20 protein-coding genes are annotated in these 21,887 nt (G+C 50.1%); 3 read left to right on the top strand and 17 right to left on the bottom strand.

Annotated features, from left to right (window positions below):
• The 4 genes from mutY to katG all read right to left on the bottom strand — a co-directional run bounded on the left by mutY (position 1) and on the right by katG (position 7,083).
• Positions 1-1,044, bottom strand: coding sequence for an A/G-specific adenine glycosylase (mutY, locus tag ACFQ2T_RS09855; protein WP_379033789.1), 1,044 nt, complete (start codon positions 1,042-1,044; stop codon positions 1-3).
• A 1-nt stretch (position 1,045) separates the two neighbouring features.
• Complete coding sequence (locus ACFQ2T_RS09850; protein ID WP_379033786.1) at positions 1,046-3,799, bottom strand: AsmA family protein; 2,754 nt, start codon at positions 3,797-3,799, stop codon at positions 1,046-1,048.
• A gap of 29 nt (positions 3,800-3,828) precedes the next feature.
• The gene (locus ACFQ2T_RS09845) at positions 3,829-4,632 is read right to left on the bottom strand and encodes an undecaprenyl-diphosphate phosphatase (protein WP_379033784.1); all 804 of its coding nucleotides are present in this window, start codon (positions 4,630-4,632) and stop codon (positions 3,829-3,831) included.
• Positions 4,633-4,896: 264 nt separating this feature from the next.
• Complete coding sequence (katG, locus tag ACFQ2T_RS09840; protein ID WP_379033781.1) at positions 4,897-7,083, bottom strand: catalase/peroxidase HPI; 2,187 nt, start codon at positions 7,081-7,083, stop codon at positions 4,897-4,899.
• 331 nt (positions 7,084-7,414) lie between these two features.
• Between katG and ACFQ2T_RS09835 the strand changes: the two genes are divergently transcribed.
• A complete protein-coding gene (locus ACFQ2T_RS09835; protein WP_379033778.1) occupies positions 7,415-8,320 on the top strand; it encodes a hydrogen peroxide-inducible genes activator in 906 nt (301 codons plus the stop codon).
• A gap of 11 nt (positions 8,321-8,331) precedes the next feature.
• Here ACFQ2T_RS09835 and ACFQ2T_RS09830 read toward each other — a convergent pair whose 3' ends face one another.
• The 8 genes from ACFQ2T_RS09830 to cutA form a co-directional block, all read right to left on the bottom strand.
• Positions 8,332-9,423 carry a DUF3426 domain-containing protein gene (locus tag ACFQ2T_RS09830; protein WP_379033775.1) on the bottom strand — a complete coding sequence of 364 codons (1,092 nt, stop codon included), beginning with the start codon at positions 9,421-9,423 and terminating at the stop codon, positions 8,332-8,334.
• The gene (gene prmA, locus ACFQ2T_RS09825; protein ID WP_379033772.1) at positions 9,414-10,316 is read right to left on the bottom strand and encodes a 50S ribosomal protein L11 methyltransferase; all 903 of its coding nucleotides are present in this window, start codon (positions 10,314-10,316) and stop codon (positions 9,414-9,416) included. Before prmA ends, ACFQ2T_RS09830 begins: the two co-directional genes overlap by 10 nt.
• 2 nt (positions 10,317-10,318) lie before the next feature.
• On the bottom strand, positions 10,319-11,668 hold the full coding sequence (gene accC / locus ACFQ2T_RS09820) for an acetyl-CoA carboxylase biotin carboxylase subunit (protein ID WP_379033769.1): 1,350 nt from the start codon (positions 11,666-11,668) through the stop codon (positions 10,319-10,321).
• Between the two features lie 7 nt (positions 11,669-11,675).
• The gene (accB, locus tag ACFQ2T_RS09815) at positions 11,676-12,125 is read right to left on the bottom strand and encodes an acetyl-CoA carboxylase biotin carboxyl carrier protein (protein ID WP_379033766.1); all 450 of its coding nucleotides are present in this window, start codon (positions 12,123-12,125) and stop codon (positions 11,676-11,678) included.
• Positions 12,126-12,151: 26 nt separating this feature from the next.
• A complete protein-coding gene (gene aroQ, locus ACFQ2T_RS09810; RefSeq protein WP_055830808.1) occupies positions 12,152-12,589 on the bottom strand; it encodes a type II 3-dehydroquinate dehydratase in 438 nt (145 codons plus the stop codon).
• A 194-nt stretch (positions 12,590-12,783) separates the two neighbouring features.
• Entirely contained in the window at positions 12,784-13,317 is a 534-nt protein-coding gene (locus ACFQ2T_RS09805) for a TlpA family protein disulfide reductase (protein ID WP_379033763.1), read from the bottom strand.
• Positions 13,310-15,115: a protein-disulfide reductase DsbD gene (gene dsbD / locus ACFQ2T_RS09800; RefSeq protein WP_379033760.1), complete on the bottom strand. Its 1,806-nt coding sequence runs from the start codon at positions 15,113-15,115 to the stop codon at positions 13,310-13,312. Before dsbD ends, ACFQ2T_RS09805 begins: the two co-directional genes overlap by 8 nt.
• Before the next feature lie 32 nt (positions 15,116-15,147).
• The gene (gene cutA / locus ACFQ2T_RS09795; protein ID WP_379033757.1) at positions 15,148-15,450 is read right to left on the bottom strand and encodes a divalent-cation tolerance protein CutA; all 303 of its coding nucleotides are present in this window, start codon (positions 15,448-15,450) and stop codon (positions 15,148-15,150) included.
• Positions 15,451-15,507: 57 nt separating this feature from the next.
• Here cutA and ACFQ2T_RS09790 point away from each other — a divergent pair, with 57 nt between their 5' ends.
• Positions 15,508-15,963 carry an FxsA family protein gene (locus ACFQ2T_RS09790; protein WP_379033754.1) on the top strand — a complete coding sequence of 152 codons (456 nt, stop codon included), beginning with the start codon at positions 15,508-15,510 and terminating at the stop codon, positions 15,961-15,963.
• A gap of 19 nt (positions 15,964-15,982) precedes the next feature.
• Positions 15,983-16,993: a CDP-6-deoxy-delta-3,4-glucoseen reductase gene (locus ACFQ2T_RS09785; protein WP_379033751.1), complete on the top strand. Its 1,011-nt coding sequence runs from the start codon at positions 15,983-15,985 to the stop codon at positions 16,991-16,993.
• Positions 16,994-17,801: 808 nt separating this feature from the next.
• On the opposite strand, the gene hemB is transcribed toward ACFQ2T_RS09785, so the two are convergent.
• The 5 genes from hemB to ACFQ2T_RS09760 form a co-directional block, all read right to left on the bottom strand.
• Positions 17,802-18,806 carry a porphobilinogen synthase gene (gene hemB / locus ACFQ2T_RS09780; protein WP_379033748.1) on the bottom strand — a complete coding sequence of 335 codons (1,005 nt, stop codon included), beginning with the start codon at positions 18,804-18,806 and terminating at the stop codon, positions 17,802-17,804.
• Positions 18,807-18,892: 86 nt separating this feature from the next.
• The gene (gene trpC / locus ACFQ2T_RS09775) at positions 18,893-19,681 is read right to left on the bottom strand and encodes an indole-3-glycerol phosphate synthase TrpC (protein WP_379033745.1); all 789 of its coding nucleotides are present in this window, start codon (positions 19,679-19,681) and stop codon (positions 18,893-18,895) included.
• 128 nt (positions 19,682-19,809) lie between these two features.
• On the bottom strand, positions 19,810-20,298 hold the full coding sequence (locus tag ACFQ2T_RS09770) for a DUF3465 domain-containing protein (protein WP_379033742.1): 489 nt from the start codon (positions 20,296-20,298) through the stop codon (positions 19,810-19,812).
• On the bottom strand, positions 20,295-21,320 hold the full coding sequence (gene trpD, locus ACFQ2T_RS09765; RefSeq protein ID WP_379033739.1) for an anthranilate phosphoribosyltransferase: 1,026 nt from the start codon (positions 21,318-21,320) through the stop codon (positions 20,295-20,297). Before trpD ends, ACFQ2T_RS09770 begins: the two co-directional genes overlap by 4 nt.
• On the bottom strand, positions 21,320-21,886 hold the full coding sequence (locus ACFQ2T_RS09760; RefSeq protein WP_379033736.1) for an aminodeoxychorismate/anthranilate synthase component II: 567 nt from the start codon (positions 21,884-21,886) through the stop codon (positions 21,320-21,322). Before ACFQ2T_RS09760 ends, trpD begins: the two co-directional genes overlap by 1 nt.
• Position 21,887: the final 1 nt, after the last annotated feature.

Genomic DNA, 21,887 nt, shown 5'->3' with positions numbered 1-21,887 from the left:
TCAATACCGCGACTGTTGTAGCGTCTTGAGCAATGTCCGTACGGGCGTAGGCAACGCTGCCGCGATGGCATCATTGAGTGGCAACCATTGTAAATGCTGTGGCAACCCAGGTCGCTTACCTATCAGTTGTAACGGTTGCGGTGTGATTTCCAGCTTGAAGTGAGTAAAGGTATGCCAGAGCACCGGCAAATCTTCCAGCGATTCTGCCTGCATGCCATACCTCTGTTCCGCCTGCTGCACAGGAATCTGATCTGGCTTACATTCAGGGAAGCTCCATAAACCACCCCATATCCCTTTGTCAGGCCGTTTCTCGAGTAGTATCTCCCCGGCATCCATAATCATCAGCATCGTCGTTTGTCTTTCGGGGATAGCCTTGCGCGGCTTGGAAGCGGGCAGTTGTGCTACGCGTTGCTGTTGAAAAGCCTGGCACTCACCCTGCATCGGGCAATCCTGGCAGCGCGGCTTGCTGCGCGTACATAATGTGGCACCGAAATCCATCAATCCTTGGATATAGGCTGGCAGATTTTTTTCAGGTAGCAAACTTTCTGCTAAAACCCATAACCGCTTTTCAATAAGTGGCAGTCCAGGCCAGCCGTCAACGGCATGCAGCCGCGCCAGCACACGTTTCACATTACCATCCAGAATGGTCTGCGGTTGCTGAAACGCAAATACAGAGACAGCCGCTGCGGTTGAGCGGCCTATACCTTTAAGGCTTTGGATCTGGGCAAAATCTTGCGGAAAAATACCACCATGCTCACGCATAATGGTTTGGGCTGCATGGTGCAGATTTCGCGCGCGGGAATAATAGCCCAGACCACTCCAGTGTTGCATCACATCATCCTGAGGGGCTTCAGCCAAACTGGCAATGGTGGGGAACCGCGCCATAAAGCGGCCGTAGTAACCTATTACTGCGCTGACCTGTGTTTGCTGCAACATGATCTCCGACACCCACACGGCGTACGGATCGCGTGTTTGCTGCCACGGCAGGTCATGCCTGCCATGCACTTGCTGCCAGGCGATCAGTTTTTCTGCAAAAACGCTCACGTTAGAAATTGAGCAGCTTTTTCAAAGCCTTTTGTTTTAATTTATCGGCTGGTTTTTCTTCTGTGGGCTTGGCTTCTTCAGCACTTTTTTCAGATTCGGGTTTTGCAGCATCACCCTCAGTATTTTTTGAAGAAGATTTGCCGTTTAACAACCCTTTCAAAGCGTCTGCCTTGTTTTCACCATTGATTAAAGATTTTACTGCGCCGGCCTTATCGCCACCTAACTTGTCGGTCAAAGCATCCAAGGCGGCAGACTTCGCGAGTGCCTGGCCTAAGGCCGCCATATCTATCCCGAATTTGGGCGCAGCGAATGTGCCGGTGACTTTGATCGGCACACCAACCCCGGCGAGCTGCTCGGCATCTTTACCGCCTTGGCCTTTCAGGCTGTTGACCAATGTCGGCTTGGCAAGATAGTTGATTTGTTCGTTGCCGATATCAATATCGCCCTTGCTCTCGCCTTTAGGCAGGCGGAAAATCGGTGCTTTCATCGCCAGATCATCATTATGAGCGATGCCATTTTTAATATTGAATATAGCGGTCAGTTCACTGAAATCTGTCTTTTTACTTTGGTCTGCCGCAGTATTAGCCTGGCCTTTTAACAGATTAAGCTTACCTTTTGCATCGCGGATAGTCCCCGCAAGATCAAATCCCTTAACGGCGCCATCGGCCATGCGCAAATCAACCGAGCCGCCCAGTGACTTTTTTAGTGCAGTCACCGTGTTACCTTGTGCAGTCACATCCAGAGTGACATTGCCGGTGCCGGAAAGCATATCGTTGTTGATGGTATCCACAAGTAGTGGGCCAACTGCAATATTTTGCAGCGTCTGTTTGATGGCGATGGCAGGGGTCGCGCGCGCATCGACTTTGACAGCGCCACGCACCGTGCCCTGGTACACGTCTACATTGAGTGGATCCAGACTGGCAACGCCATCCTGTGCTTTCAGGCCGATATTCAGGTTTTTGGCTTCGGTCTTGCCATATTTCAACCAGCCGATGCGGATATTACCTTGCGCATTCAGGGCTTTTAACGCGGACAAATCCAACGGTTGCTCTTCATTAACCGCCGTTTTCGCTACCGGTTTATTTTCAGTCGCCGTGGCTGTTTGCGTTTGTTGTGGCAAATACCGGTTCAAATCCAGCTTGTCGATATTTAATTCAAACGTGTAAAGCGGCTTGTTAAATTGACTGATGCCGACATTGCCATGAATGCGCGAATCATCCAGTTTGACATCCAGCCCCTGCAGTGCCAGCTTTTGCCCGTCGGCCTTGATGCCTACATTTAACCCAGTCAACGTGTATGGGCTATACAGAATCTTGCCGATATTAATGCTGCCATCCAGGAATAAAGTTTTTAATGCACTCAAATCAGCTGCTTTAGCCGGTTTGGTATCAGCTTTAGCTGTACTTGTTTTAGGCTCAGGTTTGTTTGCATTGCTTTTACCAAGTAGGGCATTCAGATTCAAGGTATCAGCGTTTACCTTAAAACCAATATGCGGCGTTTTAAAACCAGCCACACTGACATCGCCATTGAGCTTGGTTTCTGCAAGGTTCAGGTTAAAGGTGGTTTTAACTTTCTCCTGCTTAACATCAGCATTGGCGGATAGCTTGAACTGGCCTTGCATAGCGCCATTCGGCAATGCAGGGTCTTTAATATCAAACTTACCAGCCAGTGCCGGCACATCAAAAATCATATCCGCGAGGTTGGCTTTCACCGGCGACTCAAAATGGCCATCTACCTTGCGTGCGCCAGCATTCACTTTCACATCGGCAGTAATGCCTTTGCTTTCAACTGCCTGCTGATTGCCTTTCAGCTCAGCCAGCACTACGTCCAGATTTATGTCGCCTTGTGCATCCTGTTGCTTAAGTGCCAAAATGACTTTCTCGCTGGAAATCTGCTTGGGGTTCACCAACAAGGCGGGCGCCTGCAAACTGACATCGCGCTGGGTGCCGTTAAAATCACCTTGCATAGCCAGTTTCAAACCCGAGACATTCAGCGCCGTCTGTGCAGCATCAATATCCACTGCGCCAAGTGCGGTGACATTTACATCCTTGCCATCCAGCAATGCACCTTTAAGGCTGGCATCCAGACCTTTGACCACAAAATGCTTACCTTCCGGATCAACCATCACATTGGCTTTGATCTTGGCCAACGCATCCACTACCGGTTGATTGGCGACCAGGTGGAAATCTGCTGACATGTCAAACGGTGTCTTCAGTGCGACTTGTCCGGTGGTCAGGTTAAACTGGTCTACAGTATATTTCGCACCGCTGGCTTCATTGATATAGCTGACTTGCGTATTGGTAACCTTGACACCCTGTACATCAAAATTAATCTGCTGCGACTCTTCCTCTTCCTTACTCAGCAGGTCATCAAAGTTAAAACTGCCGTCGGCGTGCTGGATCACATTGGCTTGTACGCCATCCAGGTAAACGGTATCGACCACGATTTCTTTTTTCAACAGCGGCAATACAGCCAAAGCTACTTTAGCCCCTTTGATGGCAGCGAACTGCTTGTCTGACTGATGTTCGGATAAGGTTATTTCACCTAGGTCAGCACCGATCTTGGGCCAAAAGCTGAGCTTGATATCGCCTTTGATATCCAGTGTGCGCTGCTTTTTGTCTTTCACTAACTGGATCACGGTCGACTTGTAATCATTAGGATCAAAAGTCACCGCCAGGTAAACAACTAACAGCAAAACCAGGCCAATAATGGCGGCCACTGCATAGAGGATTTTTTTCAGAAGTGTATTTTTCATTCATTACACCTTAAGTGAATACAGACAAATTAACGCGCAAAAAACAACAGGATCAATATGCCAAACACAATACGGTACCAGGCAAACACGGCAAAAGAATGCTGACCGACAAACTTGATCAAAGCACGTATGACCACCAGCGCAGATAAAAATGCGGTGACAAAGCCAATCAGGAAAATAAATGCATCATCCAGAGACAACAGATCACGCGCCTTTAGCAAATCATAACCGGTCGCCGCAAACATGATAGGCAAAGCCAGAAAGAAGGAAAACTCGGTTGCCGTTTGTCGGCCAAGGCCAAAACACATCCCGCCCAGAATCGTTGCGCCAGAGCGTGAGACCCCTGGGATCAGCGCCAGCGATTGGGCAAAACCGATCTGCAAGGCCTGCTTGGCACTGATATGGTCGATATCCTGCACCTTGCCCGCCGGAACGAATTTCTCTATCAGCAAAATCAGTATGCCGCCGACGATCAGGGCAATGCCAACCGTGAAGGATGAGAACAGGTATTCTTTGATTTCGTGATGGAAAGCCAGGCCAAGAATGGCGGCGGGCAGGAAAGCGATAAACAGGTTGCGCACCAGGTGTTGCGCGTTGGGGTCGGTTTGAATACGTTGTACGGTGTGCAACAGCCGTTGCCTGAACTCAACACAGACGGCTAGCACAGCGCCCAGCTGGATCATGATTTCAAACACATCCCGTTTATCTTTATCCAGAAAATTCAGCCATTCACCTGCAATAATCAAATGTCCGGTACTGCTTACGGGTATAAATTCGGTCGCGCCTTCGACCAGGCCCATGATGATGGCCTTCAGCATTAAGTAAATATCCATGGTTGTATTCTAGCAGACACTGGAAACTTGATTAGGGATCTTGGCAAAATTTGAGGAACCAGTAATTGGGATGGCTCTGTTGTTGAGGAGCAGTATCTTCACAAAGCACACTTTGCGAAGGCGCAAAAGCAGGTTTGTGCAACAGATGCGCTATGCAACAGCTTGGCATTTAACCTAACCGCTTTGCATGACTCTATTAATAAAACTTCAAGAAAATAAAAAGCGTCTTGATTCCCCAAGACGCTTTTTCTTACTGCCACAAAATTATTTCAGATCAAACCGATCTGCATTCATCACCTTAGTCCATACTTTCACAAAATCCTGCACAAACTTCTGCTTGGCATCATCCTGCGCATACACTTCCGCATAAGACCGCAGAATAGAGTTAGAACCAAACACCAGGTCAACACGAGTTGCGGTCCATTTCACCGCACCGGTAGTACGATCACGCACTTCATACAAATTGCTGCCTACAGGTTTCCAGTTGTACTGCATATCAGTCAAATTAACAAAGAAGTCATTGCTAAGTACGCCCGGCCTATCAGTAAATACGCCGTGTTTACTAGCGCCATAATTGGTATCCAGCACTCGCATACCACCAATCAGCACAACCATTTCAGGGGCCGTCAGCCCCATCAGCTGGGTACGGTCCAGCAATAACTCTTCCGCTGTCGGCACATAATCCTCTTTTTGCCAGTTGCGGAAACCATCATGCAGCGGTTCCAGCACAGAGAATGATTCGGCATCAGTCATCTCATCGGTCGCATCGCCCCTGCCAGGTGCAAAGGGCACTTCTATCGCAAAGCCTGCTGCACTGGCCGCCTGTTCTACCGCAGCAGTACCACCTAATACGATCAAGTCCGCAAAGCTGACCGGTTGGTTAAAACTTGTCCGGATACCTTCAAGCACAGTCAGTACCTTCTGCAATCTGGCTGGTTCGTTACCTTGCCAGTCTTTTTGCGGCGCCAGACGGATGCGTGCACCATTGGCTCCGCCACGGAAATCGGATGCGCGGAATGTACGTGCGCTATCCCATGCGGTCGCCACCAGCTCGGCAGTTGTCAGGCCACTCGCAAGGATCTGCGCTTTTAGCGTTGCGATATCAGTCGCACTCAGGTTGGCATTACCAGCAGGCGTTGGATCCTGCCAGATCAGGTCTTCCTGTGGCACATCCGTTCCCAGGTAACGCGCTTTCGGGCCCAGATCACGATGCGTCAATTTAAACCAGGCACGTGCAAATACTTCTGAGAAATAAGCCTGGTCACGGTAAAAACGCTCCGATATTTCGCGGTAGATCGGGTCTTTAATCATCGCCATATCGGCATCAGTCATGATAGGGTTATAACGGATAGACGGATCTTCTACATCAACAGGCTTATCTTCCTCCTTGATATTCACCGGCTCATACTGCCATGCGCCTGCCGGGCTCTTTCTCAGCTCCCATTCATGTTCGAACAGCATTTTGAAATAGCCGTTATCCCAGCGCGTCGGATGCGTGGTCCAGGCACCTTCGATACCGCTGGTGACTGAATCACGGCCAATACCGCGAGTGGTGTGGTTATTCCAGCCCATGCCTTGCTCTTCAACGCTGGCCGCTTCCGGGTCCGGGCCTAAGTTCGCTGCCGTTCCATTACCATGTGATTTACCTACGGTATGTCCACCGGCAGTCAATGCGACGGTTTCTTCATCGTTCATCGCCATCCGGTCAAAAGTTTCACGGATATCTCTTGCAGTGCGTAATGGATCCGGATTGCCATCGACCCCTTCCGGATTGACATAAATCAGACCCATCATCACGGCGGCCAGCGGATTTTCCAGTTCGCGCTCGCCTGAATAACGGCTACCTTCTGCGCCTGTTTTAGCCAGCCATTCTTTTTCGTTGCCCCAGTAAATATCTTTTTCCGGGTGCCATATATCAGCACGTCCTCCGGCAAAACCAAATATTTTCAGGCCCATCGATTCATACGCCATGGTACCCGCCAGCACGATCAGATCTGCCCATGAAAGCTTGTTGCCGTATTTTTTCTTGATTGGCCATAACAGGCGACGCGCTTTATCCAGGTTAACGTTATCCGGCCAGCTGTTCAGTGGCGCAAAACGCTGGTTACCGGTACCGGCTCCGCCACGGCCATCCGCCACGCGATAGGTACCGGCTGCATGCCAGGAAAGACGTATCATCAAACCACCGTAATGTCCCCAGTCGGCAGGCCACCATGACTGGCTATCGGTCATCAGCGCATGCAGGTCGGCTTTCACTGCCGCCAAGTCTAGTTTTTTGAATTCCTCGGCATAATTAAAATCTTCACCCAGCGGATTAGTCTTGCTGTCTTGCTGATGCAAAATATCCAGGTTTAAGGCATTCGGCCACCAGCTGGTATTTGATTTCTCGGTGGCGGTGTTTCCCCCATGTCCAAATGGACATTTACCGGTTGTGCTTTGTTGATTTTCCATTTTTTTGAGCTCCTTTTTTATGGCTGACCACTCGCAAATGGTCAGGCGGTAAATACACTGACTGTTAAATGTTACGTTACTTATTTTCTAGATAACGAATGTAGTTTTGCCTAATTGCCTGCAGCATAAGCTGCCAATATTTCCTGTAATTGCGATAAATCCTGAATCCATCTGCTAATCATTCTTTACCTCCATGAATCAATGTTGTCTGATGCATGTTGGCCATTCTAGGCAAGCCAATTCAATATGTATAATTGTAAGTTTTGATGTTATTGATAAATAAAATTAATAGAACTACACTAATCACTTAATCCACGCTACTGAGAAAAATATGACTCTGATTGAATTGAAATTTGTGCTGGCAGTCGCGCAGGAACGCAACTTTCGCCGGGCGGCTGAGAAATGTTTTGTCACACAACCGGCATTAAGTCTGGGTATAAAAAAACTGGAAGAAGAATTAGGTGTTCTACTGTTCGAGCGGAACCGCAATGACGTAACGCCTACACCGATAGGCGAGCAGATCATTGAGCAGGCAAACACAGTGCTGGAGCAGGCGGCAAAGATCAAGGAAATGGCCAAGCTGGGCAATGATCCGCTTAATGGCCCGTTTAAACTGGGCATGATTCACTCGGTTGGGCCTTATCTGCTACCGGAGATGATTCCGCCGCTGGTGAAAACTGCGCCGAATATGCCGCTGGAAGTAGAAGAAAACATCACCGCGACTCTGGAACAGCAATTGAGGAATGGCGTCATTGATGCGGCAGTAGTGGCTTTACCATTTAATGTACCTGGCATTGAAATCACCCCGTTGTATGATGAAGACTTCAATGTGGTAGTCCCGGCCAGTCACCCTTGGGCACAGCGTAAAACAGTGAATCCGGATGAGTTAGGCAATGAGAAGGTATTGTTGCTGAATAGCGGCCATTGCTTCAGCAATCAGGTCACGCAAGCCTGTCCGGAGTTAGGTCGTAAAGGAGAGGTGTTACAAGGCAACTCACTGGAAACCATACGTAATATGGTGGCTTCAAACCTGGGAATCACGGTATTACCGGCCATGGCGACAGTAGCGCGCTACCAAAATCCGTTGATCCGGGTGATTCCCTTTACCAAGCCAGTGCCCAGTCGCCGTATCGCATTAGCCTGGCGTAAGAGTTTCGTGCGTACGGCTGCGATTGAAGTGTTGGGGAAAGTGATGTCAGACATAGGTGCGCAGGCAAAACTCACACGCGAAGCCTGATTCAGGAGAATTTAATAGGCGATGGCGACGCGGAAACCGGTGATGGCTTTTTCTTCGATGCCCAAGGTGGTTTTCACCGGTTGCTCTTGCTGCGCGGCCAACCCTTCAGTGGCTTTGGAAGAGGCCGGTAAGTATTCTGCAGGTTTCAATATTTTGCGTAACACAGGCTCATCCGCCATATTGGTCAAGGTCAGCTCTATCATCGGATAAGCTTGTGCGACTGCACCGTGATTGATCAGCACACTGGAAAACACCAGTACGCCTTCGCGTTCCCTGTGCTCCTGAATATCCGCGTCATCAATGGTTAATTGTGTAATATCGCTGGGCAAAACCACAGCACAATGCGCTACCTTGCAGGCTGCCTGCAACAAAGGCTTGGTGGATGGATAGTTGGCGGCCAGGCTGGTGCGCGTGAAATAAACAAATTGTAATAAAATCGCGACTAGCAGTAAGCCTGATAACAGCGGAAACACCCATTGCGCTTTGGGCTTTTCAGCAGCTGTTGGCCATTCTTCACTAAGGGAAACATTACGCAAAAATTCAGGGATGGGTGTCGTTTTTGCTTCTTCGCGGCCGACATTCCAGTTCAGTGCCTGAAGATGGTTAGCTTCTTCAGCGGCATTATCTTGTGTTGCCAGCGGGGTATTTAGCTCTGCGGTTGGGCTATCTAATGTGGCTTCAGGGGCGGAGTAGGTATCAGAACTATTTACAGTTGAAACATCCATTTCCGCCGAATATGTACCTGAGCTATCTACCTTAGAACTACCTTTCGCATCCTCTGCCTGTGCTTCCACAGTATAGGAAATGTCTGCGACATCTGGAGCATATTGCGCATTGCCGGTTGCAGTATTTTCCGTTGCAGTGATCTGTGCTGGTGATTCAGCGGATTCTATTGATTCTACAGCTGGCACGGGTTCTGCACGTGCGGCTGATTCGTTCCCTGCAATGGCCTCTGTTGCTTCTGTCGCCTCAATCAATGAAGAACGCGCATCAAACACATGATTGCACTCACCACAACGCACTTTGCCAGCATAGGCTTGCAGTTGCTCGTCGTCGACTTCAAATTGTGTAAAGCAGGCAGGGCATTCGGTGATTAGAGACATTTTCTGCTTCCCGTCAGCAAGACCCATCCATCTTGCTGGACAGGGGCATCCATTTCAAACCACTCTGAGTAACGCGCCAGCAGCATGTCCTGCTGGCTATCCAATATGCCGGATAATGCAACTTTACCGCCATTTTTGCAAGATTTGGCAATCACCGGTGCCAATACCATCAAGGCACTGGAAAGAATATTGGCGACCACAATGTCGAACGGTTCGTGCAGGTAATCAGCGGAATCATAAAACACCGCGTCGACCTGGTTATTAGCGGCATTGTCATGGCTGGCAATCACTGCCTGCGTATCAATATCCACACCAATTACCTGACCGGCCCCCAATTTTTTGGCGGCGATGGCGAGAATGCCGGAACCACAGCCGTAATCGAGTACATTCGCTTGCTGTAACTCGGCTTTGGGTAATTGTGCCAGCCAACTCAAACACAAATGCGTAGTCGGGTGGCTGCCAGTGCCAAATGCCAGGCCGGGATCCAGCACGATATTGATTGCCTCTGCATTCGGCGCTTGATGCCAGGAAGGCACTATCCACAAATTGTCTGTGACGCGGATAGGGTCAAATTGCGCCTGGGTGGCGCGCACCCAGTCCTGCTCTTCAATCTGTTCCAGTTGATATTTCAGGCCATCAAGCTGTAACTCGGCTTGCACAGTCGCCAATAAGGCCTGTACATCTGCTTCAGCATCCAGCATGGCAGTGACGATATTCTGTTGCCAGATACCGGGTGGTGGGTCACCAGGCTCGCCAAAAATAGCTTGCTCGGCCAGCGTATCGGCATGCGCATCTTCTATGCTGACCGACAATGCACCATGTTCCATCAACACATCACTGAGCGACTCCGCCTGAGGCTCGGTCGACTGAATTTTAAGTAACAACCAATGCACAATTACTTAGAGCTGATACCCAGCTTCTGCTCCAGGTAGTGAATGCTGGTGCCGCCCTGCTGAAATGCCAGGTCGGCCATCAGGTCAGAATGCAATGCGGTATTTGTTTTAATGCCTTCTACATTCATTTCGGACAGTGCCACCCGCATTCTGGCAATCGCCTGTTCACGCGTAGCGCCATGTGTGATCAACTTGCCTATCATGGAATCATAGTGTGGAGGCACGGTATAACCGCCATAAACATGGGTATCCATGCGCACACCAGGACCACCCGGCATATGGAAACGGTTGATGAAACCAGGAGAAGGTACAAAAGTATAAGGATCCTCAGCGTTAATCCGGCACTCGATGGCATGGCCATTGAGTACGATATCACGCTGGCGGAACGGCAGTTTTTCACCAGCGGCAATAAAGATCTGCTGCTGCACAAGATCAATGCCGGTGATCATTTCTGTGACGGTATGCTCGACCTGCAACCGTGTGTTCATTTCAATGAAATAGAACTCGCCGTTTTCATACAGGAATTCAAACGTGCCCGCACCGCGGTATTTGATCTTGCGGCAGGCTTCGGCACAACGTTCGCCTATCTTGTCGCGCAATCTTGCTGGTAATAACGGAGAAGGCGCTTCTTCAATGATCTTCTGGTGGCGACGCTGCATGGAACAATCACGGTCACCCAGGAAAACTGCGTTGCCATGCTCATCGGCCAGGATCTGGATCTCAATATGGCGGGGGTTTTCCAGGAATTTTTCCATGTAAACCACCGGGTTGCCAAACGCACTTTGCGCCTCGGCTTTAGTCATATTGACCGCATTCAACAACGCCGCTTCAGTATGCACCACGCGCATGCCGCGACCACCACCGCCACCTGCGGCCTTGATAATGACAGGGTAGCCTACTCGCTTGGCTGTTCTGATAATTTCAGCCGGGTCATCAGGCAAGGCGCCATCTGAACCTGGCACGCAGGGCACACCGGCTTTCTTCATCGCATCCTTGGCGGATACCTTGTCGCCCATCAGTCGGATAGTGTCAGCGCGCGGGCCGATAAATACGAAACCACTTTGCTCTACACGCTCGGCAAAGTCGGCATTCTCAGACAAGAAACCATAGCCGGGGTGTATCGCCTGTGCATCTGTCACTTCGGCAGCGCTGATGACTGCCGGTATATTCAGGTAACTTTTCGCGGAAGGCGCCGGGCCGATACAAACGGATTCATCAGCCAGTTTGACGTACTTGGCATCACGATCAGCCTCGGAGTGCACGGCAACGGTTTTAATCCCCAATTCACGGCAGGCACGCTGCACGCGCAACGCTATCTCTCCGCGATTGGCAATCAGAATTTTTTCAAACATAAGCGGCTTAACCAATCAGGAATAATGGCTCGCCGTATTCCACAGGCTGACCGTTTTCAACGAAAATCTTCTTAATCACACCCGCATATTCACTCTCAATTTCATTGAGCAGTTTCATGGCCTCGATGATACATACGGTTTCACCGGCATTAATGCTGCTGCCCACATCAACAAATGCTTTTGCATCAGGAGACGAAGCACGGTAGAAAGTACCTACCATTGGGGATTTAACTATTTTCCCTTCTAGTTCCGGTGCAGGCGCGCTTACCGCAGGTGCGGCTGCAGATGCAGGCGCAGAAGGTGCGGGAGCAGGGGCAGCAACATATTGGGTGATCGGCGCAGCACTGGTAATCGTACGGCTGATACGTACTTTTTCTTCACCTTCGGTCAGTTCCAGTTCGGAAATTCCCGATTCCTCGACCAGATCAATCAGTTTTTTGAGTTTGCGTAAATCCATAGAAACCTCGATTTAAGATGTTTTAGTTATAGTTGTTGGATATGGCGATAAGCGGCGTAATAGCCTTCTGCGCCCAGACCGCAAATAACGGCTGTGGCAATATCGCTGAAATAAGAATGATGCCGAAATGGCTCCCGCGCATGTACATTTGAAAGATGTACTTCAATAAACGGCACCTTGACCGCTGAAATTGCATCACGGATAGCCACCGAAGTATGTGTGAAAGCCGCTGGATTGATAATGACATAATCCACGCGGTTAACAGACAATGTGTGTATTTTCTCAATAATATCCGCTTCAGAATTGCTCTGAAAGGTTTCAAGCCGTGCCTGATCGGCGTGCGCAAGCGCATGCAAGCCCTGGTCGATATCTGCCAGGGTCTGGTTGCCATAATGCTGCGGCTCGCGCGTGCCAAGCATATTTAGATTGGGTCCATGAATCACCAGGATAGATTTGGTGCCCATTTCATACGCCTTTTAAAGAGAAAGATACAACCTTCATGGCGCGAAGTTTGCCGAAGTTATTGCATTTTGTCCAGCAGAATTCTTGTTTTAAGCAAAAGTGAAAAATCGCTAATCCTGCAGTTAAGTATGGTATTTCTGCACCGAACATGCAGCCATCCAATCATTGCGATTTGCTTGTGACGGATTGAAATTCTCTACAATTTGAGCGCTTTTTGCAGCATGTCGCGATTCACGCGACCAAAGAAAATATGGGTAATCTCACCTTGCGCAGACACAATCACTGTGTACGGCAATACCCCTTTATTGTTACCCAGCAACTCTGCCAGTGGCATGCCTTCGTTCTCTGCAATCAGCAATGGATACGATACCGGCGTGCTTTCAACAAACTCATGCACCGCCGCCGCTTCATCAATTGCCACGCCCAACACGGCAATCTCAGGATGTGCCGTGGCAAGCTCGGAAATTTCCGGCATTTCATCGCGGCAAGGCTCGCACCAGGTCGCCCAGAAATTCAAAATCAGCGGCTTGCCTTTAAATTGCGCCAGAGGGAAAGCCTTTCCTTTTTGATCACTGAGAGTGGTGTCCCATAGCGCTGCAACTGCCGACTGGTCAGGTAGCGTGGTGTCTGTTGCCAGAAACTGGTGCCGGTTCAGGTATAGCCAGCGGAAGCCACTGCCGAGTACGACGATCAACAGCAATGTCATCACGATGCGTGCCACGTTACGCATGGGCTGACCCTCCCAGTGCACGCAGGATATTCAGGAAATGATCAGCATCGTGATAGCCTTTGATCACCGGCCGCAAAGGCTGGCCCTGCGTATCAAAAAACACAATGCCTGGCGGGCCAAACAATTCAAACTTCTTAAGCAAAGCCGCATCCTGTGCATTATTAGCCGTCACGTCTACCTGCAATAACACTATCTGGTTTAATTCAGCCTGCACTTTGGGGTTGGTGAAGACAAACTGCTCATACTCTTTACAAGACACACACCAGTCGGCGTAGAAATCCAGCATCACGCGCTTGCCTTGCGCAGCCTGCACAACCTGCTCCAGTTCCTGTACGCTATGCACGCGCTGAAAACGGACTGACTGTTTGCCAGTGCGGTCACCCGAGGCAATATTCTGCAATGGCTTGAGCGGTGAACTGGCGCCTGACCAGGCACCGATCAGCAAGGCAACCCCATAAAGTAGCAAAAAGACTGCCGCACCTTTGCTTAGCCTTTGTGCTGTAGTGGCAGTGGTGGGTAAGGGGTCAATGGCTCGCAAATAAATGGCAGGAACAATGCACAGCAGCGCCCACAACAACATTTGCACTGTCACCGGCAATATCGGGCTGATCACCCAGATGGCGACGGCCAGCATCAATACCCCGAACAAGCGGCGGATGGCATTCATCCATTCACCCGCTTTGGGCAGCACAGAGCCAGCAGAGGCGCCAATTAACAACAAGGGCACACCCATGCCCAACGAAAGTGAGAACAGGGCGACAGCGCCCAGCACCACATCATGCGTCTGGCTGATATATAGCAATGCACCCGCCAATGGCGCAGCGACACAAGGGCTGATAATCAGGGCAGAAATCGCACCCATCAGAAAATCACTGAGCAGATGCCCGCCTTTAAAGCGGTGGCTCCAGTTGAAGAAAGCATTTTCTACGGCACTGGGCAGTTTCAGTTCATAAAAGCCAAACATAGAAAACGACAAGGCGACAAAAATCAATGCACCAGCGGTCAACGCTACTGGTGTTTGCAAGGCGTTACTTAATAGTTGGCCGGATAACCCTGCCGCCACGCCCGCCAGGGTATAGGTCAGGCACATGCCCAGGGTGTAAGCGAGTGATAAGGTGAATGCTTTGGCACGCGAAGATTGTGCGTTTTTACCGACAATAATGCCTGACAAAATCGGAATCATGGGAAACACACAAGGCGTAAAAGCCAGCAGCAAACCGGCACCAAAGAAACCGGCTACAATTTGCCACCAGTGGCCGGAAGACAGTAACTTCTCGGAAACACTGTCCTCAGCTTCCACCACAGGCGAGGTGCTGGAACGTCCGGGAGTTGATGAAGCAGCTGCCGCAAGCGGCGTTAATACCAGCGATTTGGTTTGCGGCGGGTAACACAGGCCTTTTTCACTGCAGCCTTGATAACGTATTTGCAGTACGGCTGGAGCGGTGCCGGGGAATGCAACATCAGCAGCCGTATCATGATGAAACACTTGCTGCTGGCCGAAATTGGGATCATTCTTGGCTTCGCCAGGCGGCAGGGTGATTTGCGCGGTTTGACCTGCCGGCAATACCAGCTGGATGCGCTCCCTGTATAAATAATGGCCAGGCGCGATGACAAACTTGACCTGTGCATGGGTTTTATCCAGCAGCGCAGCGTCAACCTTGAATGCCTTATCCACCGGCAGGAACTCTTGCGAGTCATCATTGGTAAACAGCTGGGAGAATCCCGAGTCTGCCTGCACCGGCATTGCCGTTGCCAGCAACACCGCCAAGGTCACCCACGCTCTGATCCAGTTAGTCATTTTTATCCCGCACCCTTATCTCAACACCAGTCTTATGCCAGCGTTTCAGCCGCTACCCAACGCAGGTATTCCGGCAAACCCTCGTTGACATGGATAGCTACAATCTCGGGAAGTTCATAAGGATGCAAAGCGCGTATCCTTTCAGCCACTTTGTCATAGCCCTGGCGTACGGTTTTAATGCTTAATGCAATCTCATCAGCCGTCTCGATCTGCCCTTGCCAGCGATAAACCGATTGCACAGGGCTTGAAATATTCACACATGCCGCCAACTGTTCATTAACCAGCGCGTGTGCCATGCTTTCTGCACACGCCATATCCGGCACATGCGTAAACACGATTATAATTTCCTCTTTTGGCGTCATATGCGCTGACTCATCAACAGGATTACTGACATGCGTTTTATCATCTTTGCTATTTTACTGGCTTTTCCATTTCTGGAGATAGCGATCTTGATTGAACTCAGCCAACGCTATGGCTGGTGGGTACTTGCTTACCTGCTGATCATTGGCTACCTTGGCCTGAAATTGATCCGCAGCGAAAAAGACCTGATCGCGGTACGTATGTTTCAGCAATTAGGCGCAGGGGGTAACCCAATCTCCGCCATGTTTTCGACGGCACGCAATATGTTTGCTGGTGTACTATTGCTGATTCCTGGTGTCATCAGCGATATGATTGCGGTAGTGTTACTGTTGATGCCGAGCAAAACGCCCACTTCTGGTAAAGCCTCAAATCAACCCAATTTCGATGCTCGAACCAGCGCCAATGACGAAGCGATTGAAGGTGAATATACCGATATCACTGAATCCAAGCCTAAAGACAATGTAGTGCGCCTGCCCGGTAAAGACTAATCCCTAGACGATATAAACCATGAACCGAGTACTGATAGAAAACAGCGGCCACACTTTCGATGTGCGCCCCAGCCAGACCGTGCTGGATGCGGCAATCGAGGCCGGGATCAATATGCCTTATGGTTGCCGCAATGGCGCCTGTGGTGCCTGCAAAGGCAAAGTACTCACCGGCAAGGTTTTCCACGACGACTACCAGGGTAGTGCCATGAGCGATGCTGAGCTGGCAAGTGGGCAGGCACTGTTTTGTTGCGCCAGGCCGCTGGAAGACCTGGTGATTGAATGTCGCCAGATAGATATGGTGCAAGGCATCAAGCCACGCATTTTGCCGATACGCGTGCAGAAAAAAGAACAGTTAACCAACGATGTCATGGTGCTGCACCTGCAATTACCGGCTACTGAACCTCTCACCTTTATGGCCGGCCAATATATTGAATTTTTGCTTAAAGATGGACGCCGCCGTGCTTTCTCCATCGCCAATGCGCCGCATGAAACCGGCTTTATCGAACTGCATATACGCAAGATTGCAGGCGGTCACTTTACCGAACAGGTGTTCAATGAGATGCCGCTAAAAACCATTCTTCGGGTAGAAGCACCGCTGGGCAGTTTTTTTCTGCGCGAGCAAAATGAGAAGCCCATCATCATGGTCGCCGGTGGCACTGGTTTTGCGCCGATCAAGGGCATGATAGAGCATATGATTTACCAGAATATCCAGCGGCCAGTGTTGTTGTACCGTGGTGCCCGGCATGTGGATGACCTGTATATGGATGAGCTTTGCCAGCGGTGGGCGGAGTTTATGCCGAATATCAGCTATATCCCTGTGATTTCAGAGGGTGCAGTGGATGAGGGCTGGAATGGGAGGCGAGGATTGGTGCATCAGGCTGTATTAGAGGATCATGAAGACCTGAGTAGGTTTGAAGTGTATGTCTGTGGTGCGCCGGGGATGGTGGATATAGCGAAAGAGACGTTTGTGTCGCGGGGATTGCCGGAGGAAGAGTTTTATAGTGATGCGTTTACGTTTGCACTGAAATAAGCGTGCTGAAAATATTACTTTGATCGCTTTTAATTGAAGGTTTTGGTCACTAACTACCGTTTCTTTTCGCCTGTAGGCGAGTTACTTTTCTTTGCTTGCACAAAGAAAACGTAACCAAAAGAAATGCACCCTAGCTTCCGCTTGTTTCCTGCGTTGCTCAAACTAGGACTTTCGTCCGTTGCTTTGCCGGACTTAGGTATAAGCGGTCACGAAACTCAACCTGGTAGCTCACACAAACCGTGAGCTACTGCGGGATTCGAACAGTCGCTCCCTTCTTCCTTATTTTGACTCCGCTACTCGGCGCGTCAGATAGGGGCCCGGTTAAAAACCACCACGATCAAACGGTATTTGTACATCAAAGGATAGTGGCCGTTAAGTAAGTTTTAAACTTTGAAGACCAAATTCAAATTCTGATAACTCTAATTATTTATTTCTTTCCACAGTGTTTGAGAGTGCTGCAATGTAAAGAATTACACTCAAGCGAAAGCGTGTGCTTTTCACGGGCCCCTATCTGACGCGCCGAGTAGCGCAGTCAGCGTGGGAGGGGTCGGCCAGCGTCTGTTCGAGCTCCGCAACAAGCCACGTTATGTGTGGCTTGTCAGGGCGAGTTTCGTTGGCCGCCCACGTTGATGAGCAACGCAGGAAATAAGCGGAAGCTAGGGTGTCTTGTTCTTTGCCTTCTTTCTTATGGACAAGCATAAGAAAGAACGGTCGCCTAAAGGCGAAAAGAAACGTTTAAAGTTCATCAGAACGTAATAAGCTTCTAAATACTGCTAATTTGGTCTTACTGAAAATTCTGACAGAGGTACTACTCCTTCAACCACCTAGCGATATCCATCGCATAATACGTCAATACCCCATCCGCCCCTGCACGCTTAAACCCCAGCATCGCCTCAAGCACACAAGCTTTCTCATCCAGCCAGCTATTCTGCGCTGCTGCTTTCAGCATCGCATACTCGCCACTCACATGATAAGCATACGTCGGTACGCCAAACTCATCCTTCACTCGCCTTACAATATCCAGATAAGGCATGCCTGGTTTCACCATGACCATATCCGCACCTTCTTCAATATCCAGTGCGACTTCTTTCAAGGCCTCGTCAGAATTGGCGGGATCCATCTGGTAATTGTATTTATTGCTCTTGCCTAAATTGCCTGCTGAGCCAACCGCATCACGGAATGGCCCATAAAAAGCTGATGCGTATTTAGCTGAATAAGCCATGATGCGTGTATAGATAAAACGACTGTCTTCCAACGCATCACGGATGGCACCAATACGGCCATCCATCATGTCAGAAGGCGCGACGACGTCAGCGCCTGCTTCGGCATGGCATAACGCCTGTTTAACCAGCACCTCTACCGTTTCGTCATTCAACACATAACCAGTGTCGTCTATCAGGCCATCTTGCCCATGCGTTGTGTAAGGATCGAGCGCAACATCGGTAATTACGCCTAGTTCTGGAAATGCTTGTTTGAGCGCCCTGACTGTGCGCGGCACCAGCCCTTCAGGATTATAGGCTTCTTTGGCATCCAGGCTTTTGAACTCTTGCGCCACCACCGGGAACAAAGCCAGGGCCGGAATACCCAGCTTCACACATTCTTTGGCGGTTTTCAGCAACACATCTATGCTCTGGCGCTGTACGCCTGGCATGGATTTCACTTCTTCGATTTTTCCTTCACCTTCGAGGACGAATACCGGATAAATCAGGTCATTCACGGTGAGGACATTTTCACGCATTAAACGGCGTGAAAAATCGTCTTTACGCATGCGGCGTGGGCGGATAGCTAGAAATTGGCTCAAAATAATCTCCATATTTGCCTACGCTTAACAGCGTCAGGCGGAGGATCAAAATAGTGCGAGTTGTGCAGGCAATCTGATTACAACTCGATTAAAACTGGTTAGGCAAATACCTTGGCCAGTTCAGCACCAGGATTTTCCTGACGCATAAATGCTTCACCCACCAGGAAGGTATGCACAGCATGGTCGCGCATCAATTTGACATCGTCAGCGGTGAAAATTCCGCTTTCGGTCACTACGACTTTGTCGCTGGCGATTTTATCCAGCAGACCCAGTGTGGTATCCAGTGTGACTTCAAATGTACGCAGGTTGCGGTTATTGATACCCAGTAATGGAGTGGTCAACTGGATCGCTTGTGCCAGCTCTTCGCCATTGTGCACTTCCACCAGCACAGCCATGCCTAAACGATGTGCCAGTGACTCCAGTTGCTGCATTTGTGCCAGCGTCAGCGCAGCGGCGATCAGCAGGATGCAGTCGGCACCCATGGCGCGTGCTTCATAGACCTGGTAATCATCGATCATAAAATCTTTGCGTAATACGGGGAGCTGGCAAGCAGCGCGCGCCTGTTTCAGGTAGTCGGCTGAACCCTGGAAATATTGCTCGTCAGTCAGGACGGACAGGCAGGCAGCGCCACCTTGCTCATAGCTGGCGGCAATCTCGGCTGGCTTAAAATCTTCGCGAATCACTCCTTTGGAGGGACTGGCTTTTTTAATCTCGGCAATCACGGCGGCTTCGCCTGCGGCGATTTTGCTGCGGATCGCTGCGACAAAGTCACGCGCAGGCGCTTGTTGTGCAGCGAGCGCTTGCACCTCGGCCAACGGCAGTTTTGCTTGCGCGGCAGCAATCTCTTCAGCTTTGGTTGCCAGGATTTTATTTAAAATATCACTCATAATTTATCCAAAAATTAAACTTTCTAAACCAGGCTAGGCGCGAATTTAAAAATAATGCCGCCGCATATAATTAATATGTAAGGCAGAATATTTAATGGCAACAACGCATCGTGACGAAAGTTTAGTTTTTACTCGTATGTTTTTCCGTTAACCTTAATCCAACCACCTTTAACACCACCAGGATCATGATGTGTCCAATGCATGATGCCGCCCTTGGGGTTGTAAATATATTCACCTTTAAACGCGACTGGATCACCGACATTTAACTGCTCGACGCGTGGCGCCAGATCGATATTATGCGCAAATAACAATGTCTGTTCAGGCGTAATGCTCACCAGAAAGCGCTGGTGCCTTGCGCCTTTGGTGTCATCCGGCAATAGCTTTTTCACAACGCCGCTACCTTCAAGCCAGACATGGCTTTGCTTGTGGGCAAATGCCTGTTTAATGGCTGCGTTGTCTTCAGTGACCAGGCCAGAAGACAGTGATTGCAGGTTAAGCGTCTGCGCCGGCGATTTCACCTCAACGGTTGATTGCGGCTGGTTGCTGGCTGCCTGTTGCGACGCTTGCTGACACGCAGCCAGCAAACACAACATCGCAATCAGTGCGTAATGCTTCATGCGGCCTGGCTCAACGCCTTTAACTGCTGCAATTTATTCAACGCATTGCCTGAATCAATCGACGCTGCCGCTTGCGCAATCCCTGATGATAAATCATTAGCAAGGCCAGAAACATAAATCGCGGCGCCAGCATTCAGTAATACGATATCTCTTGCCGGACCTTTTTCGCCAGACAACAGGCCAAGTATAATTTCGCTGGAATGCTGCGCGCTTTCAACACGTATGCTGTTGATATCATGCAATGGCATGCCAAACTGGGCTGGATTCACTGTGTATTCCGCGATGTTACCGTTTTTGAGTTCGGCCACGTAAGTGTCTGCAGAAAAAGAGATTTCATCCATTTCATCGGCGCTGTGCACAACCATCACATGTTCGCTGCCTAGTTGCTTTAAAGTTTGCGCTAATAATGGCACCAGGTCACGGTGGAACACGCCCATGACCTGGCGTTTGGCACCAGCCGGATTGGTCATGGGTCCCAGCAAGTTGAACATGGTACGCACACCCAGTTCTCGGCGCACAGGTGCCGCATATTTCATGGCGGAGTGATGGTTAGGCGCAAACATAAAGCCGATGCCGGCCTCATTGACACAGCGCACCACTTGTTGAGGTGTCAGAGCGATATTCACTCCCAGCGCCTCCAGCACATCGGCGGAGCCGCTTTTTGAAGAAGCCGCGCGGCCGCCATGCTTGGCGATTTTTGCGCCTGCGCCTGCGGCGACAAAGGCTGATGCGGTTGAGACGTTAAATACTTTGTTTGGTGCGCCACCGGTACCACAGGTATCGATCAAGTGGCGTGTATCGCTGATATCCACTTTACTGGAAAGCTCGCGCATCATTTGCGCAGCTGCGGAGATTTCGGTCACGGTTTCGCCTTTGACACGGAGGGCAGACAAGAAACCTGCGATCTGGATCTGGGTGAACTCCCCGCTCATGATTTGCCGCATGATTTCCAGCATTTCTTCATGCGTGAAATCGGTGTGGTCTATCAGCCGCTGTATCGCGATTTTAGGCGTGATGGCCATCAATAGCCTTTCAGGAAGTTATCCAGCAATGCATGCCCGTGTTCGGTCAGGATAGACTCCGGGTGGAACTGCACGCCTTCAATAGCCAGGGTTTTATGCCTGACGCCCATGATCTCGCCATCGTCAGTCCAGGCGGTGATCTCCAGGCAATCGGGAATGGTTTCACGCTCAATCACCAGTGAATGGTAGCGGGTTGCCGTGTACGGGTTAGGCAGGTTTCTGAACACACCGGTATTGGTATGGTGGATCAATGAAGTTTTACCGTGCATCAGCGTTTTAGCTTTGATGATGTTGCCGCCAAACGCCTGGCCTATGCTCTGGTGACCCAGGCAAACACCGAGTAGGGGGATCTTGCCGGCAAACTCATGAATCAGCGGCACTGAAATCCCGGCTTCATTTGGCGTACATGGGCCTGGAGAAATCACGATTTTTTCCGGTTGCATCGCTTTGATCTGTTCCAGCGTGATCTCATCGTTTCTGTGTACGTGTACGTCTTGCCCCAACTCGCCCAGGTACTGCACCAGGTTGTAGGTAAAAGAGTCGTAGTTATCGATCATTAACAACATA

This window comes from Methylophilus flavus, assembly GCF_042678905.1.
In the GTDB taxonomy this organism is placed as follows: domain Bacteria; phylum Pseudomonadota; class Gammaproteobacteria; order Burkholderiales; family Methylophilaceae; genus Methylophilus; species Methylophilus flavus.
Note: the sequence above shows the minus strand (reverse complement) of the source record. Positions and strands in the feature narration are given on the sequence as shown.

Excerpts from the sequence above, each read along its gene's own strand:
- ACFQ2T_RS09790 (WP_379033754.1), top strand. The coding sequence starts at position 15,508 with ATGCGTTTTATCATCTTTGCTATTTTACTGGCTTTTCCATTTCTGGAG.
- ACFQ2T_RS09845 (WP_379033784.1), bottom strand. The coding sequence starts at position 4,632 with ATGGATATTTACTTAATGCTGAAGGCCATCATCATGGGCCTGGTCGAA.
- aroQ (WP_055830808.1), bottom strand. The coding sequence starts at position 12,589 with ATGGGCACCAAATCTATCCTGGTGATTCATGGACCCAATCTAAATATG.
- ACFQ2T_RS09850 (WP_379033786.1), bottom strand. The coding sequence starts at position 3,799 with ATGAAAAATACACTTCTGAAAAAAATCCTCTATGCAGTGGCCGCCATT.
- ACFQ2T_RS09760 (WP_379033736.1), bottom strand. The coding sequence starts at position 21,886 with ATGTTGTTAATGATCGATAACTACGACTCTTTTACCTACAACCTGGTG.
- hemB (WP_379033748.1), bottom strand. The coding sequence starts at position 18,806 with ATGGAGATTATTTTGAGCCAATTTCTAGCTATCCGCCCACGCCGCATG.
- dsbD (WP_379033760.1), bottom strand. The coding sequence starts at position 15,115 with ATGACTAACTGGATCAGAGCGTGGGTGACCTTGGCGGTGTTGCTGGCA.
- accB (WP_379033766.1), bottom strand. The coding sequence starts at position 12,125 with ATGGATTTACGCAAACTCAAAAAACTGATTGATCTGGTCGAGGAATCG.
- accC (WP_379033769.1), bottom strand. The coding sequence starts at position 11,668 with ATGTTTGAAAAAATTCTGATTGCCAATCGCGGAGAGATAGCGTTGCGC.
- trpD (WP_379033739.1), bottom strand. The coding sequence starts at position 21,320 with ATGGCCATCACGCCTAAAATCGCGATACAGCGGCTGATAGACCACACC.
- ACFQ2T_RS09770 (WP_379033742.1), bottom strand. The coding sequence starts at position 20,298 with ATGAAGCATTACGCACTGATTGCGATGTTGTGTTTGCTGGCTGCGTGT.
- ACFQ2T_RS09835 (WP_379033778.1), top strand. The coding sequence starts at position 7,415 with ATGACTCTGATTGAATTGAAATTTGTGCTGGCAGTCGCGCAGGAACGC.
- trpC (WP_379033745.1), bottom strand. The coding sequence starts at position 19,681 with ATGAGTGATATTTTAAATAAAATCCTGGCAACCAAAGCTGAAGAGATT.
- ACFQ2T_RS09830 (WP_379033775.1), bottom strand. The coding sequence starts at position 9,423 with ATGTCTCTAATCACCGAATGCCCTGCCTGCTTTACACAATTTGAAGTC.
- ACFQ2T_RS09785 (WP_379033751.1), top strand. The coding sequence starts at position 15,983 with ATGAACCGAGTACTGATAGAAAACAGCGGCCACACTTTCGATGTGCGC.
- katG (WP_379033781.1), bottom strand. The coding sequence starts at position 7,083 with ATGGAAAATCAACAAAGCACAACCGGTAAATGTCCATTTGGACATGGG.
- ACFQ2T_RS09805 (WP_379033763.1), bottom strand. The coding sequence starts at position 13,317 with ATGCGTAACGTGGCACGCATCGTGATGACATTGCTGTTGATCGTCGTA.